The following is an 18366-nucleotide window of genomic DNA, read 5'->3' as shown; positions in this document are numbered from 1 at the left end:
GTCCAGAAATCATGCTGAAACAAGAAGTCAAGCAATGACGAAGAAACCCGAAAAGCCAGGCTCCGCCAGCATTCGCGTGCTGAAGACGCGGATCAAGAAGAAGAGCGGCCTCAAGGAATCGTCGCGCCGGTGGCTGCAGCGCCACATCAACGACCCCTATGTCCAGCGCTCGAAGGCTGACGGCTATCGCTCCCGCGCGGCCTACAAGCTGATCGAGATCGACGACAAGCATCATCTGCTCAAGCCAGGCATGAAGGTCATCGACCTCGGTGCGGCCCCCGGTGGCTGGTGCCAGGTCGCCGCTCAGCGGACGAAGTCGACCGCGGAAAAGCCGCATGTCATCGGCATCGATTACCTTGAAATGGACGCGGTTCCCGGCGCTCCGGTGCTGCTGATGGATTTCCTCGACCCGCAGGCACCGGAAAAACTCGCCGAGGCCTTGGGCGGCGATCCCGATATCGTGCTGTCCGACATGGCGGCGCCGACGACCGGGCATAAAAGGACCGACCACATCCGAACCATGCATCTGTGCGAGGTCGCGGCCGATTTCGCCTTGTCGGTTCTGAGGCCCGGCGGCCATTTCCTGGCCAAGACGTTCCAGGGCGGCGCGGAAAACGAACTGCTTGCCCTGCTCAAGAAGAATTTTCGCTCCGTCCATCACGTCAAGCCGCCGGCGTCGCGCGATGAATCTGTCGAACTCTACCTGCTGGCAAAAGACTTCAAGGGGCGAGAAGCCGGTCCGCCCTTGGGCGGATCGGAACGTCCAGTGGACGTTCCGAAGGCTTCGAGCGCCCGTAGCGACAGCGAAGGGCAGGGGGACGCCGAGGACTGATCGACCCGCCGACCGCCGGTCCGCCCTTGGGCGGATCGGAATGTCCAGTGGACGTTCCGAAGGCTTCGAGCGCCCGTAGCGACAGCGAAGGGCAGGGGGAAGCCGAGGACTGATCGACCCGCCGACCGCCGGTCCGCCCTTGGGCGGATCGGAACGTCCAATGGACGTTCCGAAGGCTTCGAGCGCCCGTAGCGACAGCGAAGGGCAGGGGGACGCCGAGGACTGATCGACCCGCCGACCGCCGGTCCGCCCTTGGGCGGATCGGAACGTCCAGTGGACGTTCCGAAGGCTTGAGTGACCGTAGCGACAGCGAAGGGCGGAGCCCGCGGACGTTGAGCCGCCCTGCTTAGGATCCCGGCGGGATCACCGGTTCAAGCGTCTTGGGCGCTGTCAGCCGACCATGGCCGGAGACCGCGTTGCCTGCGTCAGGCGCCAGCCGGATGAAGGATAGCGCTGCCGCCGCGGAAATCGCGGCGACGATGAAAAACGCTTTGTGGAAATCCGTGAGCGTCAGCGGGCCGCCATGAACGCTCGTCGACACTTCCAATATGCCGCCGGCAACCGCGACGCCGAGCGCGATCGACAGTTGCTGGAAAACAGCCGTGATCGGCGTCGCCTTGCTGGTGTCCTCCGTCGAAACTTCGGCGTAGGAGAGCGCATTGACACCTGTGAAGAACATCGAGCGGATGAAGCCGCCGATCAAAAGCGCTGCCAACATTACCAGATAAGGTGTGTCAGGCGTAAACAGGCCATTGATGCCGATGGACGCCGCCGCGACAAGCGAGCCGATGATCAGCACGCGGCGGAACCCGGCGACGCGAAAGATCAGCGCGGTGACGAATTTCATGCCGATCGCGCCGATCGCGGAGACGAAGGTGATCATGCCGGACTGAAAGGGCGTCAGGCCGAAACCGATCTGGAACATCAGTGGCAGCAGGAATGGCACTGCGCCGATGCCGATGCGAAACAGCGAGCCGCCAAGCACGGACGAGCGGAACACCTGGTTTCGGAACAATTCGAGCGCTAGCAGCGGATTTTTTGCACGGCGCGCGTGAGCCAGGTAGAGCGCGCCCGAGACCAGACCGACCATCACCGTCATGAAACCGGCCATTGGCGGCAAGGCTGGCAAGGAGACTACAGACAGGCCGAACACCACGCCCGATGCCGCCAGTCCGCTCAGCACGAAGCCGACGACGTCGAGCGGCGGGTTCTCCATCGGTTCGGTTTCAGGCAGGAACCGCGTCGCCAGCCAGATACCGATCAGGCCGATTGGCACGTTGATCAGGAAGATCCAGTGCCAGGTGAAGTAGGTGGTGATGAAGCCGCCGATGGGCGGCCCGACCAATGGCCCGACCAGTGCGGGGACGGTAAGCCAGGACATGGCGGAGACAAGTTCGCTCTTGGGGGTGGCGCGCACCAGCACGAGGCGCCCGACCGGCGTCATCATGGCGCCCCCAATGCCCTGCAGGAAGCGCGAAATCACGAAGGCCAGCAGCGAATCGGAGATAGCGCAGGCGATCGAACCGGCCACGAACACCGCGATCGCCGCGCGGAAGATGTTCTTGGCGCCGAAACGGTCCGCCATCCAGCCGCTGATGGGAATGAAGATGGCGAGCGAGACGAGATACGCCGTCAGCGCCAGCTTGAGTGCGATCGGGCTCGTCTGGATGTCGACCGCGATCGCCGGCAGCGACGTCGCGATGACAGTCGAATCCATGTTCTCCATGAAAAGTGCGACCGCCAGGATGAGCGGAATAGTGCGATTCACGAGCGTGCCCGTTTTCAGTTTCCTTTTGCGGCTGGGGGCGAGCCGATATTTGGGGCGGTTATCATGGCTGGCCATCGATGTCGTGTTAATTTGCTGTCACTTTTGTGCGACCGCAACCATTGGTGGCGGCCCAGGCCGTTCGATGAAGCTTTTGTGCAATGCAACGATCTGCTTTTCATCCGCGACGGGACGTGTTACCAGCCAGCGCCAATCCTGAAAGGGAAGAACGAGTCGGCGCTGTCCATACGGGTCCAGCGCCTTTCATGCATTCTAAGGGCTGGCCATGGCAAAAATCATTGAAACGTCCACCGGCGCGCTGGCGCTGACCTTTGACGACGTGCTGTTGCAGCCCGGTCATTCCGAGGTCATGCCTGGCGAAACCGACATCCGCACCCGCATCGCCGGTGACATCGACCTCAACGTGCCGATCATGTCCGCGGCCATGGATACGGTCACCGAAGCACGCCTCGCCATCGCCATGGCGCAGGCCGGCGGCATCGGCGTCATCCACCGCAATTTCTCACCCGCCGAACAGGCCGAGCAGGTGCGCCAGGTGAAGAAGTTCGAATCCGGGATGGTTGTGAACCCGGTCACCATTGGGCCGGACGCCACCCTTGCCGATGCGCTGTCGCTGATGCGCACCTACTCGATCTCGGGCATTCCGGTGGTCGAAAATGGCGGTGCTGGCGGCCACACGGTCGGAAGGCTGGTTGGCATCCTGACCAACCGCGACGTGCGCTTTGCCTCCGACCCATCGCAAAAAGTCTACGAATTGATGACCCGTGAGAACCTCATCACGGTCAAGGAGAATGTCGATCAGGACGAGGCCAAGCGTCTCCTGCACCAGCACCGCATCGAAAAGCTGGTGGTGGTCGACAAGCGGGGCAATTGCGTCGGGCTGATCACCGTCAAGGATATCGAGAAGTCGCAACTCAACCCGCACGCCACCAAGGACGCCCAGGGGCGCCTGCGCGCTGCCGCCGCAACCAGCGTCGGTGACGATGGCTTCGAGCGCGCCGAGCGCCTCATCGACGCCGGCGTCGATCTTCTGGTCATCGATACGGCGCACGGCCATTCCCAGCGCGTGCTAGACGCGGTGACGCGGGCGAAGAAACTGTCCAACTCGGTTCGCATCCTGGCGGGCAACGTCGCCACCGCGGAGGGCACGCAGGCCCTCATCGATGCTGGCGCGGACGCCGTCAAGGTCGGCATCGGTCCAGGCTCGATCTGCACCACCCGTATCGTCGCGGGCGTTGGCGTGCCGCAGCTTTCGGCGATCATGTCGGCCGTGGAGACCGCGCACAAATCGGGTGCCTCGGTCATTGCCGATGGTGGTATCAAATATTCCGGCGATCTCGCCAAGGCGCTGGCCGCGGGTGCGAGTGCTGCCATGATCGGCTCGCTGCTGGCCGGAACCGACGAGAGCCCGGGCGAGGTCTATCTGCACCAGGGCCGCTCCTTCAAGGCCTATCGCGGCATGGGCTCGGTCGGCGCCATGGCGCGCGGCTCCGCCGACCGCTACTTCCAGGCCGAGGTTCGCGACACGCTGAAACTGGTGCCGGAAGGCATTGAGGGGCAGGTTCCCTACAAAGGACCTGTGTCTGGCGTGCTTCACCAGCTTGCGGGCGGCCTGAAAGCCGCTATGGGTTATGTGGGTGGTCGCGATCTCACTGATTTTCGCGAACGTGCCACCTTCGTGCGCATATCCAATGCCGGACTTCGTGAAAGCCACGCCCATGACGTCACGATTACCCGCGAAAGCCCGAACTATCCCGGCGGAGCCTGATCGGCCCGAGCAATACGCATACCGGGGTCTGCCGGTGACGATCCTACGGCTGTCGCGTCATGCCGCGGCATTGTGTTTCGTGTCGGTAGCGGTCTTCCTCGCCATGACGGCGCTGGAATTCCTTTATTTCCGACAGTTGAGCGGCGGCCTGCCGTCGCTTGATGTCCGCGTCACCGGTTTCACGCCGGACGAAGGCATGGCGTGGCTGACGGCGCTCGGGCGTCGCGGCAGCGAAATCATTCTTGTGTGGCACTATTTGACGTTCGATCTTTTGTTCCCGGCGCTGTTGTCGGTGACTCTGGTCAGCGTTATCGTGGCCCTGGCGCGGCGCATGAGCACTTTTCGCGCGCTGCCGGCGCAGGTGCAGGCTGTGTTCGCGCTCGTGCTCGTTCTGCCCTACACATTTGCCGATTACGCACAAAACTTGGCGGTGGCGCGCCTGCTTTCAGACTTCCTCTCGGCCAATCCCGATTCGCTGTCGCTCGCCTCGACGCTGACCGTCTTCAAATTCGCCCTCTTGGCGGTGCCGTTGATCGTCATCGCGGTGCTTGCCATGGTGGGGCAGACGCAGCGTTAAGCCGAAAGGCAAGAAGGGTAGGGATATTCCATGAACCAGACCACGATCTTCTGGCCCATGCTCGCGCATGTGCTGCTCATCTACATCGTGTATGTCGTAATGGGCAGGCGCAGATATGCGGCGGTCAAATCGGGCGAAGCCAAGGTTGGTCAATACAAGGTGCGCACGACCGAACCGGCCTCTTGCGTCACCGTCGCCAACAATCTCATCAACCAGTTCGAACTGCCGGTGCTGTTCTACGTCCTGTGCCTGACGCTTCATACGACCAATGGCGTCAACTACCTGACACTGGCCCTGATGTGGATATTCGTGGCGTCGCGCTACTTCCACGCGTGGGTCCACCTGACCAGCAACAACCTTCTGCTGCGCAGCCGCGCCTTCTTCCTTGGGGCGGTAGTGCTGGCGCTGACCTGGATCTGGTTCGCGCTCCATCTGCTCGGAGTCGTCTGAGGCCGAGCAGCGAATCGGTAGAGCCCATCCCATTGAATTGGGATGGAGCGGGCGCTAGAGTTCGAACACAGCGATCTTGCGCTTGTCGAATTTGATGGCGAGCTCGCCGCGCACCAATTTGAGCGCTGCTTCGCCGAAAACGGCGCGCCGCCAGCCCTGCAATGCGGGCACATCGGCGGCTTCGCCTTCGCCGGCGATCCGGTCGATATCGTCGCTGGACGCCAGCACCTTCGAGGCAACCCCTTCTTTTTCGGCGATGATGCGCAAAAGCACTTTCAGCAGTTCCGCAGCGGCGCTCGCGCCCTCGGGTGGCTGGAAGTTCTTCGGCAGTTTCGGCAAGTCTTCCTTGGGCAAAGCGAGCGCGCTGTTGACGGCGCCGAGCAGCGCGGTTGCGGTCGACGACCGCTCCCACCCCTTTGGCGTGGTGCGCAGCTTGCCAAGCGCCGTCACGTCACGCGGCGCCTGCTGCGCGATCTCGTAGATCGCGTCATCCTTGAGCACGCGACCGCGGGGCACGTCGCGCTCGCGCGCCTCACGCTCTCGCCAAGCCGCCACGGCTTGCACGATCGCCAGCTCCTGCGGTTTGCGCAAACGCATCTTGAGCCGCTTCCACGCATCCTCGGGATGTGGATCGTAAGTCTCGCGGGATGTGAGGACCTCCATTTCCTCGTTCAGCCAGTGGGCGCGGTTCTCCCGTACCAGCTCGGCGCTGAGATGCTGGTAGACCTCGATCAGATGGGTGACATCGGCAAGCGCATAGTCGAGCTGCTTGTCGGAAAGCGGCCGATGGCGCCAGTCGGTGAAGCGCGACGACTTGTCGAGCCGCGCCCCCGTGACCCTTTGAACAAGCTGGTCATAGGAAACGCTGTCGCCGAAGCCGCATACCATCGCCGCCACCTGGGTGTCGAACACGGGGTGTGGAACCAGATCACCGAGATGAACGATGATTTCGATGTCTTGCCGGGCTGCGTGGAAAACCTTCACCACCGACTCATTGGCCATCAGCCTGAAGAACGGCGTCAGGTCGATGCCGGGCGACAAGGGATCGATCAGTGCGGTCACGCCGGGCGCGGCCATCTGGATCAGGCAGAGGATCGGCCAGAAAGTCGTCTCTCGGATAAATTCCGTATCGACGGTGACGAAATCCGACTTTTCGAAAGCGGCGAGAACGGTCTCGAGCTCTTTTTGGGTGGTGATGACGTGCATCAAATCGCTTTTGTCAAAGTAAGGTCTCTTTCAATTTCAGCCGCGCGTGCTTTCGTCAAGCCGCAGTGCAGTCATCTATGCTTCCGTTGGGCCATCGGGCTCCCCATTGCGCCTTATGAGGCGGGCAAAAACCGTCTATATGTGCGATTGTGCCCTGAGGCGGCTGCCATGGCTTGCCTACGGACGAGGTCCAGAATCTTTCCCTCGTAGCGCGGGCGGACACGAATGTGAGTCCGGCAGTTGATGGGATCAGCGAAAATGTCCTGAAGCTACCAACCCTCCGCGGAACCGAGCCACAGGATGATTGAAGTTCAACCCGCAGGCCCATGCTCGGCCCGCTTACCTTGACAAAACCCGTCTCTCATGCGCTTTTCGCGCGAATTTCGGGTCTGGCTGTCATGCTTTGGCCCGCAACCCAGCATCCTGGACTTTACCAATGACAATGCATCGTTATCGCAGCCACACCTGCGCCCAGTTGAGGAAGAGCGACGTCGGCTCGAGCGTTCGTTTGTCAGGCTGGGTCCATCGCGTCCGCGACCACGGCGGCCTGCTCTTCATCGACCTGCGCGACCACTATGGGCTGACCCAGATTGTCGCTGATCCGGACTCGCCGGCCTTCAAGATTGCCGAAACCGTACGTGGCGAATGGGTCATCCGCGTCGACGGCGAGGTGAAGGCCCGCTTGCCTGACACCACGAACGCCAACCTGCCGACCGGCGAGATCGAGGTTTTCGCCCGCGAGATCGAGGTGCTTTCCGCTGCCAAGGAACTGCCGCTGCCGGTGTTTGGCGAGCCGGACTATCCGGAGGATATCCGTCTCAAATACCGCTTCCTCGATCTGCGCCGCGAAACGCTGCACAGGAACATCGTGGCGCGCACGAAAATCATCGCTGAGATGCGAAAGCGCATGAACGACGTCGGCTTCACCGAATTCTCGACGCCGATCCTGACTGCGTCGTCTCCGGAAGGCGCGCGCGACTTCCTGGTGCCGTCGCGTATCCATCCGGGTACTTTCTACGCGCTGCCGCAGGCGCCGCAACAGTACAAGCAGTTGATCATGGTGTCGGGCTTCGACCGCTATTTCCAGATCGCGCCGTGTTTCCGCGACGAGGATCCGCGCGCTGATCGCTTGCCGGGCGAATTCTATCAACTCGACCTGGAGATGAGCTTCGTCGAGCAGGACGACGTGCTGTCGACAATGGAACCGGTCATGCGTGGCGTGTTCGAGACGTTCGCCAACGGCAAGCCCGTCACGCAAAAATTCCAGCGCATCGCCTACGACGTTGCCATGCGAAAATATGGCTCCGATAAGCCGGACCTGCGCAACCCGATCGAGATGCAGGCTGTCTCCGACCATTTCCGCGATTCCGGCTTCAAGGTGTTCGCCAACATCCTGGCCAACGACCCGAAGGCCGAAGTATGGGGCATTCCCGCCAAGACCGGCGGCAGCCGTGCCTTCTGCGATCGCATGAATTCCTGGGCGCAGAGCGAGGGCCAGCCGGGCCTTGGCTACATCTTCTGGCGCAAGGAAGGCGACAAGATAGAGGGGGCGGGCCCACTCGCCAAGAACATTGGCGAAGAACGCACCGAGGCCATCCGCCAGCAGCTTGGCCTTGCCGATGGCGATGCCGCCTTCTTCGTGGCCGGCGACCCGAAGAAATTCGTGTCGTTCGCGGGCGCGGCGCGCACACGCGCCGGCGAGGAGTTGAACCTCGTCGATCGCGACCGCTTCGAACTATGCTGGATTGTCGACTTCCCGTTCTTCGAATGGAACGAGGACGAGAAGAAGATCGACTTCGCCCACAATCCGTTCTCCATGCCGCAGGGTGGCATCGACGCGCTGAACGGCGAGGATTTGCTGGGCATCAAAGCATTCCAGTACGACATGGTCTGCAACGGCTTCGAGATCGCCTCGGGCGGCATCCGCAACCACCTGCCGGAAACCATGGTCAAGGCGTTCGAGACGGTAGGGCTGGACCGCGCGACGGTCGAGGAGCGCTTCGGTGGTCTCTACCGCGCTTTCCAGTATGGCGCGCCGCCGCATGGCGGCATGGCCGCCGGCGTCGATCGTGTCGTCATGCTGCTGGTTGGTGCGAAGAACCTGCGCGAAATCACGATGTTCCCGATGAACCAGCAGGCCTACGATTTGCTGATGAATGCGCCGTCGGAAGCGACCCCGCAGCAGCTTCGCGAATTGTCGCTACGCGTCGCGGTGACGAAAAAGGACGGCTGACCGCTTCGGGCGAGGCTTCCGAAAACAAGCCGAACCGATTCATTAGACTCGGCAATTCCATGAAAAAGCCCGGCATTTTCAGCGATGCCGGGCTTTTTGTTTCACTGGATCTGAAAGCTCAGTCTTCGTTCGCCTTGACAGTGACGCCGAGCGTCTTCGGCAAGTCGAGCGGGTTGGACATGGCGCCTGCCATGATCAACGCGAACGGCACTGCCGCCGGCGGCTCGGCCGAGATTTCGAGGCTCTTCGGTTCGTCGAGGAATTTGCCAACCGCGGTCGTCACCTGCGCGGTCAGTTCCGGATTGTTGAGCTGCGACATGCCGAACGGCACGATCGCCTTGGCCTGGTTTGCGATGTCCTTGGCCGACATGCCCTGCTGCTTGCCCACGTATTCCAGGACCTTGTTGGTCAGCGAGTCGTCGTCGAAGCGGATCGACGCGCTGTTCAGCGACAGTTGCTGCAACAGGCCGAGCATCGCCATGCCCTGTGCCGACTTGTCGGCGCCTTCAGGCTGCGCTGCCATCTGCTTCTGCACCGCCTGCAGCGACTTGATGAAATCCATCGTGTAGCCGCCAAGGTCGAAGGTCATGCCGAGCGTGCCGGCATTGTCGACGGAGATATCGTATTTCGACAGCTCCATCTTGCCGTCCGTGGGTTGCCAGGTGCCGGCGATTTCGAAATTGCCCGAAATGTTCTGATAGCCCAGCGCATCGATGACTTCCTTGGACTTCGGATCGTCGACCAGGGTGAGGTCGGCATGGTATTTTTCTGTCGTGCCGGAAAACTCCATCGCCTTGCCGTCGGCGGGCGGCGTGATGGTAATGGCAAGGCCGTCCATCGAGAACGCCGTCTTGTCATCCTTCTTGACTGTCAGGTTCGCCAGTTCCGCGGACTTGTATATCATCAGCGAACCCAGCGGGCCGGTGGCGCCCTCGGCTGGAACCGTCATGTCGTGGATCACGAACGGGGTTGTCGTGAGTGTGACGCCGTCCTTGCTGTGCGAGAACGCGGCAGTCGATACGGTTGCGATGTCATAGCCGCCGTTCGCGGCGGTAACGCCTTCAAGCTTGACGTCGCCGATCGCGAGCGATTCCTTTTCGGCCGCGGGCTTGATGGCCACGCCCTGCAACACCATGCTGGAATCATCGCCGGTGACGCCAGTCCAGGAGATGTCGAAGCCTTGGGCTGCGAGAACTGCCTTCAATCGATCGGCAACCGCCGCATCCTGTGCGAGGGCCGCGTTGAGAGGAAGCGTCAACAAGAAGGTCGAGAAAGCGAGTTTTTGGAGAGTTGAGCGTTTGATTGTCATCGCGGGTTCCCTGAGAGTGTCCTGAAATTGTTTTTCAATTCGACGCACCATCACCATTCCGTGACGAACTGGACGGGAAAAAGGCGTATCCCCGAACAATGGTCGAAATTCACGGCGAAAGGCAAACCGAAGCGTGTGTCTTTGCGTATATCGGTGAATTTGCCATGAAGATCGGGTAGCCGCACATCGTCGTGCTCCGCCTTAGAGGGCCGATGTAACAGGTTGATGTTGGGTGGTGCGCCGCATCTTGCTGTTTGCGTGTTGCCGACCGGGCCGATTTGACCAGGCGCCATGCGCCCTTGCCGCGAATCACCCACTCAGCTAGTTCCAGCCCATGGGAAAAAGGCTTTTGCCGCCTCAAGATGGCGGCGGCGATCATATCGAACCGGTCGATCTCAAGAAGGCGCTTGAAGAGCGCTATCTCGCCTATGCGCTGTCGACCATCATGCACCGGGCACTGCCCGATGTTCGCGACGGACTTAAGCCGGTCCATCGCCGCATCATGCACGCCATGCGCCTTCTTCGGCTCAATCCCGAGCAGGGCTTCGCCAAATGCGCACGCATCGTCGGCGAGGTGATGGGTAAGTTCCACCCGCATGGCGACCAGTCGATCTACGACGCGCTGGTGCGGTTGGCGCAGGATTTCTCGATGCGCTACCCGTTGGTCGACGGGCAAGGCAATTTCGGCAACATCGACGGCGATAACGCGGCCGCCATGCGTTACACCGAAGCACGCATGACCGAGGTGTCGACGCTGCTTCTGGAAGGCATCACCGAGGACGCGGTCGACTTCCGCCCGACCTACAATGAAGAGGATGAGGAGCCGGTCGTGCTGCCCGGCGCCTTCCCGAACCTGCTTGCCAATGGTTCGTCCGGCATCGCCGTCGGCATGGCGACCTCCATTCCGCCGCACAATGCCGCCGAGCTTTGCGACGCCGCCCTGCATCTGATCGATCATCCGGATGCGTCGGTGACGAAGCTGATGGATTTCGTCCAGGGGCCGGATTTCCCGACCGGTGGCATCATCGTCGACAGCCGCGCTTCTATTCTCGATGCCTATGAAAGCGGGCGCGGCGGATTTCGCGTCCGGGCGAAGTGGAGCCAGGAAGACCAGGGCAGGGGCACCTGGAGCATCGTCGTCACAGAAATCCCTTATGGCGTGCAGAAGGCCCGGCTGATCGAGAAGATCGCCGAGCTGTTGATGGCGCGCAAGCTGCCGTTGCTTGAGGACATCCGGGACGAAAGCGCCGAGGATATCCGCGTCGTGCTGGTGCCGAAGAGTCGTTCGGTCGATCCCGGCATCCTGATGGAATCGCTGTTCAAGCTCACCGAGCTTGAAAGCCGTTTCCCGCTCAACATGAACGTGCTGTCGCGCGGCAAGGTACCGAACGTCCTGTCGCTGAAGGGCGTGCTCAAGGAATGGCTTGAGCACCGCCGCGACGTGCTGGTCCGCCGCTCGAAGCATCGCCTCGGCGAGATCGAGAGACGGCTGGAGATCCTTGCCGGCTATCTCATCGCGTACCTCAATATCGATGAGGTGATCCGCATTATCCGCGAGGAGGATGAGCCCAAGCAAGTCATGATGGCTCGCTGGTCGCTCACCGATACCCAGGCCGAAGCCATCCTCAACATGAGGTTGAGAGCCCTGCGCAAGCTCGAGGAATTCGAGATCCGCACGGAATTCGACGGCTTGAGCGCCGAGAAGAAGCAGATCGAGGCTCTGCTTGCCTCGAACGAGAAGCAGTGGGCGACGATCAAGTGGGAAGTCGCCAACGTTCGCGAAAAGTACGGGCCGGAGACGGAGATCGGCAAGCGCCGCACCCAGTTCGCCGACGCGCCCGAGCATGACCTGACCGATATCGCCCATGCCATGATCGAGCGCGAGCCGGTCACCGTGGTCGTTTCGGAAAAGGGTTGGCTGCGCGCGATGAAGGGCCATCTGACCGACTATTCCACGCTCACTTTCAAGGAAGGCGACAGCCTCAAGCTCGCCTTCCACGCGCAGACGACCGACAAGGTCCTGGTGTTCACCACCGGCGGCAAGTTCTACACGATCGGCGCCGACCGGCTGCCGGGCGGACGTGGCCATGGCGAGCCGATCCGCATCATCGTCGACATGGACAATGACCAGGACATCGTCACCGCCTTCGTCCACGATCCGAAGCGCAAGCTTCTTCTGGTATCGCACGATGCCAACGGTTTCATCGTCCTGGAGGAAGAAGTCGTCGCCAACACCCGCAAGGGAAAACAGGTGATGAACGTCAAGTCGCCAGACGAAGCCAAGCGATGCGTGCCGGTGACCGGCGATCACCTCGCCATCGTCGGCGAGAACCGCAAGATGCTGGTCTTCGCGCTCTCCGAGATTCCGGAGATGGGTCGCGGCAAGGGCGTTCGCCTGCAGAAGTACAAGGATGGCGGCGTCCTCGACCTGAAGCCCTTCACCCTGGAGACCGGCTTGTCATGGCAGGATTCGGCCGATCGCACCTTCGTCAAGTCCAAGGATGAATTGGCGGAATGGATTGGCGCCCGCGCCTCGGCCGGACGCATGGTGCCGAAAGGATTTCCTCGCACCGGCAAATTTGGCTAGCGGCGGGATACGTCGGTTTCCTCGCCGATAGGAAGGGAACCGGCGGGGCCAAGGTTCCCGGCTAGAGCATGATCCCGAAAGGTGGAATCCGGCTTTCGGAAAAGATCATGCTAAAACAAACAGATCGAGCCCCAGCCCGATTATGTTGGGATCGAACGGGCTCTAGTCTCATTGCTGTTTCGCATTTTCGTCGCCATTTGGATTGTCGTCACGATTGCTGCACTATGATCGTCTATCAGCGGTGCACGTGATATCCGGGCAGGGAGTGGTGGTGTTTGAAGGAAACTGAGATCCAGAAGCCAGAGCGGCACCAGCGCCTGTTCGGCCTGTCCACGCCACTCAGGTCGGCGGTCATCCCGCCGATCTCCGCGGCGCGCTGGCTGCTGGTGCTGATCGTCGCGGCGGGCGTCTATTTCTTTCACGGCTTCCTCTTTCCGGTGCTGGCCGCCCTCGTCATCGCCTTCGCCAGTTGGCCGCTCTACAGGCGGCTGCTCGTGGCCGTCGGCGGCAACCGGACGATTGGCGCGACACTGGCGATCGTTTTCATCCTGACTTTCCTCGTGGTGCCGATCGCGCTCGCCGGGACCTACGCCATCAATGAAGTTCGCGAATGGGTCGGCTGGGCCATCGAGACCAACCGGCATGGCGCGCCAACGCCACACTGGATTGCCACGATGCCGGCAATCGGCGATTGGCTGAACGACCAATGGACGACCAACCTTGGCCATCCCGGCGGCATCGGCGAACTGATCCAGCTGACCAGCGGCGCCAACATCGGCAGTATCTATCGCGGCGTTCTCGCCGCCGGCGGCAGCGCCTTCGGATTGATCCTGACCCTGCTGTTCATGATGATCGCGCTGTTCTTCGCCTATCGCGACGGCGAGCATTTCGCTGGCCAGATCGATCGTCTTGGCGAACGCATCCTGCCGACGAGGTGGGAACGGATTTCGCGCGTGGTGCCGGCAACGATCTCCTCGACGGTGACAGGCATGACCGTGATCGCGATCGGCGAGGGCCTGGTACTCGGCATCGCCTATTGGCTGGCCGGCGTGCCCTCGCCGGTGACGCTCGGCGCGTTGACCGGAGTCATGGCGCTTATTCCTGGTGGCGCGCCGTTGTCATTTACGCTGGTGTCGATCTACCTCGCCGCAAGCGGCTCGATGATGGCCGGCGTGGCGCTGTTCATCTGGGGAACGGTCGAACTGTTCATCGTCGACAAGACGCTGCGCCCCAAGCTGGTTGGTGGGCCTATTAAGCTGCCCTTCCTGCCGACCTTTTTCGGCCTGATCGGCGGCGTCAAGACCATGGGCTTTCTCGGCCTGTTCATCGGGCCGGTGCTGATGGCGCTGCTTGTCGCGATCTGGCGCGAGTGGCTGCGCGAGGTCGAGATGGCCGATGAGCCTGAACTGGCGGATACAGTCGTGCTCGGCGGCGCTCCACCTCGGATCGAAGTCGTCGCCGAGGAGAAGACCCACGCCTGATCGCAGGCCAAAGCCCACCTGTGATATCTGATGCTTGTCGCCCAAAAGCGTGCGGGGTTTGGGGACCCAAAGCACGATTTGCGTTTAAGCGGGATGGCTCACGGCAAGCGTTGCACGGCGCTTGCGTCCATCATGCAATTGCCACAGCGAGTGGGCCACCAGCGTGACGATGAGGATCGAGCCGCCGATCAGGCTGTTGCGTGTTGGTGTTTCCGAAAAGATCAGCCACACCCATACCGGCGCCAGCACCGTTTCAAGCAGGTAGAACATCGCCACCTCCGGTCCGGATATATACTTCGGGCCGTTGGCGAGGCAGAAGAACGAGATCGGCATGATGACAGCGCCGTTGAAGATGATCCACCACGGCGCGTGCACCTGAAAGCCGACCTTGGAGACCATGAAAACAGCCAGGGCGAATGGCAGGATGACGCCGATCAGAGCCGTAAATCCCATGTCCTTGCCGCTGGCGCGCGAGATGGTGATGGCCGAAGCGATCAGCAAGGATGCGCACAGCGCCATGAAGTCGCCGAACACATGCCCTGAACCCACGGAACCACCCACTATGATGACGATGCCGACGAGCATGAGCGCCATTGCGCCCAGCGTCAGCGGTCTCGGCCTTTCGTCGAGGAAGAGCCATGACAGCAAGGCCGAAAACATGGTGGTGAAGGCCAGGATGAACACAAGGTTGGCGGTCGAGGTGTTGTAGACGCCGGTGACGAAGGCAATCGAACCAAGCCCGTAGAGCACGGCGACGACGAACCCGGACCTGCCGGGGATCAGTTGCGGCGCCCTGTTGCTAAGCGAACGCCAGACGGCCCACATGATCAGCCCCGCGACGAAGGTGGTGCCGGTGCGCAACAGCAGGATCGTCCATGCCTCGCCCTGGGCAAGCCGGATCAGCGGAATGTCGACGGTTAGCGTCAACCCGCCGATGGCGGTCAGCAAAAGCCCTTTGGTGTGTGCATTGTGGGAAGGCATGCTCAACTTTCGCAGTGATTTTGCGGGCAGGGGGGGCGGTCGACGCGATAGCACACTCTCCGGTCAATCGGCGGAAAGACCAGCATCCTATCCATTGAAACTGTTTAAGTTTGGGCTTGGAAAAACCCGGTCAGCGCGTAACCGCTTCACTGTGGTAGCGTTCCCAACCTTTGGGGCCGAGATGCTCCTGCGGCATGAAACGCATCTTATAGTTCATCTTGCGCGAGCCGTTGACCCAGTAGCCGAGATAGACATGGGGCAATCCCATCGCCCTGGCTCTGGCGATATGGTCGAGGATCATGAAAGTGCCGAGCGAACGGTCTTCGAACTCGGGATTGAAGTAGGAATAGACCATCGACAGGCCGTCGGCCATCTTGTCGGTGAGGGCGACCGCGATCAGTTCGCCCTGGCCCTTGCCGGTGATGAAAGTGTCGGGGCCCCGCCGCCTGTATTCGATGACCTTGGTGTCGACATGGGTATCCTCGACCATCATCGCGTAGTCGAGCACGGTCATGTCGGACATGCCGCCGCGGCGATGGCGCGCGTCGAGATAGCTGCGGAACAGCGAATACTGCTCGGTGGATGGCTGGGCGTCGTGCATGGCGCCGATAAGGTCCGAATTGTGCTGGAGCACGCGTTTCATATTGCGGCTGGCGGAGAATTCCTGCGCTAGAATTCGGACGGATACACACGCACGGCAGGTTTCGCAGGCCGGCCTGTAGGCGATGTTCTGCGAGCGCCGAAAACCGCCTTGCGTCAAGAGGTCGTTCATCTCCGACGCCTTGTCGCCGACCAAGTGCGTGAACACCTTGCGCTCGAACTGGCCTTCGAGATACGGGCACGGTGACGGCGCGGTCAGGAAGAACTGCGGCGACTGGGTCGGATGCTGCGTCATCGAGTCTTGGAAACACTCCTTCGAATCGCTCTACCTTTGGCGCGGACGGCGAAAAATTCAACAGGATTGTGAAGGCGTGGTTGACTCTCCGCCTTCACATTTCCTGATAACTGGCTGTGGTGACTCCTGAAAGGGCTGTTTCAGCGATCTGTGCGGCTGACGACCGTGCCGAGCAGCAGGTCGTGCAGCGCGCGCTTGCGATCCGAAAACAGCGTCACCAGAAGGACGAACGGCGACAGGATGACGTTACCTGCCCAGAACAGTACCGAATGCACGACAGCGGTCATTCCGTCGATCGGCCTGCCGTCCAGGCGGTCGAGGCGGATTCCCATCATCTTCATGCCGGTGGTGGCCTGATCGGCGCTGCCCAGCGTGTTCCAGATGTAGAGAAGGGCGACAGCTGGCACGAGAACGCCATACAGCATCCAGCCCAGGCCGAGAGTTAAGAACCCGAGGAAGAAGACCACTATTGCGAACGCAATGGTAAGCAGCGCGATGACAATATAGTCGATCAAGAAGGCTAGGATGCGCCGTGTGCGCACGCCTTCATAGGCCCTGGTGTCGTCGAGCCTGCCGGTGATGATTTCGCCGTCGAGAACGCGCGCGTTCATGTCATTTCCTCGTTATCAGGCCCGGCATAGGGTGCGGGCCGCTGTGGAGAGAAATGGTGAACGGTTGCGGCGGAATCAAGATCGATCCTCTCGCCGCACCAAAAGACCGAAGAGCACGAAGCGCAGGCCGGTTGAATTCGCGCGGCGGATAGCATTAGCTTGCTGCGGCGCAACAAAGCATTTGCGGCAGAGGCGAGGGGACGGGGCAATATGGATTACGACATGCTGGTCATAGGCAGTGGGCCTTCAGGGCGCCGCGCCGCGGTACAGTCGGCCAAGCTGGGGAAATCCGTGCTGGTTGTGGACCGGGGCCGGCGCCTGGGCGGCGTCTCCGTGCATACCGGCACCATTCCGTCAAAGACGCTGCGCGAGACGGTGCTGAACCTCTCGGGCTGGCGCGAGCGCGGCTTCTATGGCCGGGGGTATCGGGTCAAGCAGGACATTTCGGTCGGCGACTTGGTCGAGCGCCTGCACAAGACCCTCGACCATGAGGTCGAGGTGCTGCAGCACCAGTTCATGCGCAACACGGTGAAGAGCGCGCGCGCCGCGGTCAAATTCCTCGGCTCCAACAAGGTCAGCCTGACCACGGACACTGGCGACTACAGCGAGGTCGGCTTTGCGCACGCTCTGATCGCGGTGGGCACAAGGCCGCATCGACCGCACGATGTACCTTTTGACAAGACCCGTGTCTTCGACAGCGATGAGATGCTGGAACTCGCCCGTCTGCCGCGCACGCTGACCGTCATCGGCGGTGGCGTCATTGGTGTCGAATACGCCACGATCTTTTCGGCGCTCGACGTACCGGTGACGCTGGTCGAACCGCGCAACTCCATCCTTGATTTCGTCGATCGCGAGATCGTCGACGATTTCATCCACCAGATGCGAGATCGCGGCATGACCATCCGGCTTGGCAGCGCCGTGAAGGAAATCCGGTCCAAGCCCGAAACCGCCGAGGTGGAACTGGCGGACGGGCGCACCATTCGTTCGGAGGTCGTGCTCTATGCCGCCGGCCGCACCGGCAATGTCGGCAGTCTTGGCCTCGACGTGGTGGGCATCGAGGCCGACTCCAGGGGCCGCATCAAGGTCGATCCGCAAACCTTCCAGACAACCGCGCCCAACATCTATGCCGCCGGCGATGTCATCGGTTTTCCGAGCCTCGCCTCAACCTCGATGGAACAGGGCAGGGTCGCGGCTTGCCACGCCTTTGGCGTGCCATTGCCGCCACCGCCGGAAACCTTTCCCTACGGCATCTATGCCGTGCCAGAGATTTCGACCGTGGGCCAGTCGGAGGAACAGGTCCGCGAGAGCGGAGCCGCCTATGAGGTTGGCGTCGCGCGTTTCCGCGAAACCTCGCGCGGTCACATCATGGGAGTCGACAGCGGCTTCCTGAAGCTGCTGTTCTCGATCGAAACGCGCCGGCTGCTCGGAGCCCACATTGTCGGCGAGGGCGCCACCGAGCTGATCCACATAGGTCAGGCGGTGATCAATCTCGGCGGCACGGTCGATTTCTTCGTCAACAACACATTCAACTATCCAACACTCGCCGAAGCCTACAAGATCGCCGGGCTGGACGCTTGGAACCGCATGGGGCGAGGGTAGGTTTAAGCAGCCGCGTTTGCCGTGTTGCTGTGCTGTCTGATGGTGACGATC

At 61.5% G+C, this 18366-nt stretch carries 14 protein-coding genes; 8 read left to right on the top strand and 6 right to left on the bottom strand.

Annotated elements, in window-relative coordinates:
* The first annotated feature begins 34 nt into the window (after window positions 1-34).
* Window positions 35-832, top strand: a complete 798-nt coding sequence (locus ACO07C_RS07295) for an RlmE family RNA methyltransferase (RefSeq protein ID WP_421913515.1) — start codon at window positions 35-37, stop codon at window positions 830-832.
* A gap of 346 nt (window positions 833-1178) precedes the next feature.
* Here the strand turns inward: ACO07C_RS07295 and ACO07C_RS07290 are convergent, their stop codons facing one another.
* Window positions 1179-2600, bottom strand: a complete 1422-nt coding sequence (locus ACO07C_RS07290) for a DHA2 family efflux MFS transporter permease subunit (RefSeq protein ID WP_421913514.1) — start codon at window positions 2598-2600, stop codon at window positions 1179-1181.
* A gap of 283 nt (window positions 2601-2883) precedes the next feature.
* Between ACO07C_RS07290 and guaB the strand changes: the two genes are divergently transcribed.
* The 3 genes from guaB to ACO07C_RS07275 are packed head-to-tail and all read left to right on the top strand — an operon-like array spanning window position 2884 to window position 5413.
* Window positions 2884-4386, top strand: coding sequence for an IMP dehydrogenase (guaB, locus tag ACO07C_RS07285; RefSeq protein ID WP_421913513.1), 1503 nt, complete (start codon window positions 2884-2886; stop codon window positions 4384-4386).
* Window positions 4310-4963 carry a hypothetical protein gene (locus tag ACO07C_RS07280; RefSeq protein WP_421913512.1) on the top strand — a complete coding sequence of 218 codons (654 nt, stop codon included), beginning with the start codon at window positions 4310-4312 and terminating at the stop codon, window positions 4961-4963. The genes guaB and ACO07C_RS07280 overlap by 77 nt, the downstream gene beginning before the upstream one ends.
* A gap of 30 nt (window positions 4964-4993) precedes the next feature.
* Window positions 4994-5413, top strand: a complete 420-nt coding sequence (locus tag ACO07C_RS07275; protein WP_421913511.1) for an MAPEG family protein — start codon at window positions 4994-4996, stop codon at window positions 5411-5413.
* Between the two features lie 54 nt (window positions 5414-5467).
* Here ACO07C_RS07275 and rnd read toward each other — a convergent pair whose 3' ends face one another.
* A complete protein-coding gene (gene rnd, locus ACO07C_RS07270; RefSeq protein ID WP_421913510.1) occupies window positions 5468-6619 on the bottom strand; it encodes a ribonuclease D in 1152 nt (383 codons plus the stop codon).
* A 442-nt stretch (window positions 6620-7061) separates the two neighbouring features.
* Between rnd and aspS the strand changes: the two genes are divergently transcribed.
* A complete protein-coding gene (gene aspS / locus ACO07C_RS07265) occupies window positions 7062-8852 on the top strand; it encodes an aspartate--tRNA ligase (RefSeq protein ID WP_421917453.1) in 1791 nt (596 codons plus the stop codon).
* A 118-nt stretch (window positions 8853-8970) separates the two neighbouring features.
* On the opposite strand, the gene ACO07C_RS07260 is transcribed toward aspS, so the two are convergent.
* The gene (locus tag ACO07C_RS07260) at window positions 8971-10161 is read right to left on the bottom strand and encodes a hypothetical protein (protein WP_421913509.1); all 1191 of its coding nucleotides are present in this window, start codon (window positions 10159-10161) and stop codon (window positions 8971-8973) included.
* 334 nt (window positions 10162-10495) lie between these two features.
* On the opposite strand from ACO07C_RS07260, the gene parC reads away from it, so the two are divergent.
* Together parC and ACO07C_RS07250 are read left to right on the top strand one after the other, a co-directional pair.
* The gene (parC, locus tag ACO07C_RS07255; RefSeq protein WP_421913508.1) at window positions 10496-12748 is read left to right on the top strand and encodes a DNA topoisomerase IV subunit A; all 2253 of its coding nucleotides are present in this window, start codon (window positions 10496-10498) and stop codon (window positions 12746-12748) included.
* 275 nt (window positions 12749-13023) lie between these two features.
* Window positions 13024-14229, top strand: coding sequence for an AI-2E family transporter (locus ACO07C_RS07250; protein WP_421913507.1), 1206 nt, complete (start codon window positions 13024-13026; stop codon window positions 14227-14229).
* An 84-nt stretch (window positions 14230-14313) separates the two neighbouring features.
* On the opposite strand, the gene ACO07C_RS07245 is transcribed toward ACO07C_RS07250, so the two are convergent.
* From ACO07C_RS07245 to ACO07C_RS07235, 3 genes are all read right to left on the bottom strand, one after another.
* Complete coding sequence (locus ACO07C_RS07245) at window positions 14314-15210, bottom strand: DMT family transporter (protein ID WP_421913506.1); 897 nt, start codon at window positions 15208-15210, stop codon at window positions 14314-14316.
* A 130-nt stretch (window positions 15211-15340) separates the two neighbouring features.
* The gene (locus ACO07C_RS07240) at window positions 15341-16105 is read right to left on the bottom strand and encodes an arginyltransferase (RefSeq protein ID WP_421913505.1); all 765 of its coding nucleotides are present in this window, start codon (window positions 16103-16105) and stop codon (window positions 15341-15343) included.
* A gap of 140 nt (window positions 16106-16245) precedes the next feature.
* Window positions 16246-16716 (bottom strand): RDD family protein, encoded by a 471-nt coding sequence (locus ACO07C_RS07235; RefSeq protein WP_421913504.1) that lies wholly within the window; start codon window positions 16714-16716, stop codon window positions 16246-16248.
* A gap of 210 nt (window positions 16717-16926) precedes the next feature.
* Between ACO07C_RS07235 and sthA the strand changes: the two genes are divergently transcribed.
* Entirely contained in the window at window positions 16927-18315 is a 1389-nt protein-coding gene (gene sthA, locus ACO07C_RS07230) for a Si-specific NAD(P)(+) transhydrogenase (protein ID WP_421913503.1), read from the top strand.
* Window positions 18316-18366 lie beyond the last annotated feature (51 nt).

Source organism: Mesorhizobium sp. (assembly GCF_965229135.1).
Taxonomy (GTDB): domain Bacteria; phylum Pseudomonadota; class Alphaproteobacteria; order Rhizobiales; family Rhizobiaceae; genus Mesorhizobium.
This window is presented reverse-complemented; position numbering and strand designations above follow the sequence as displayed.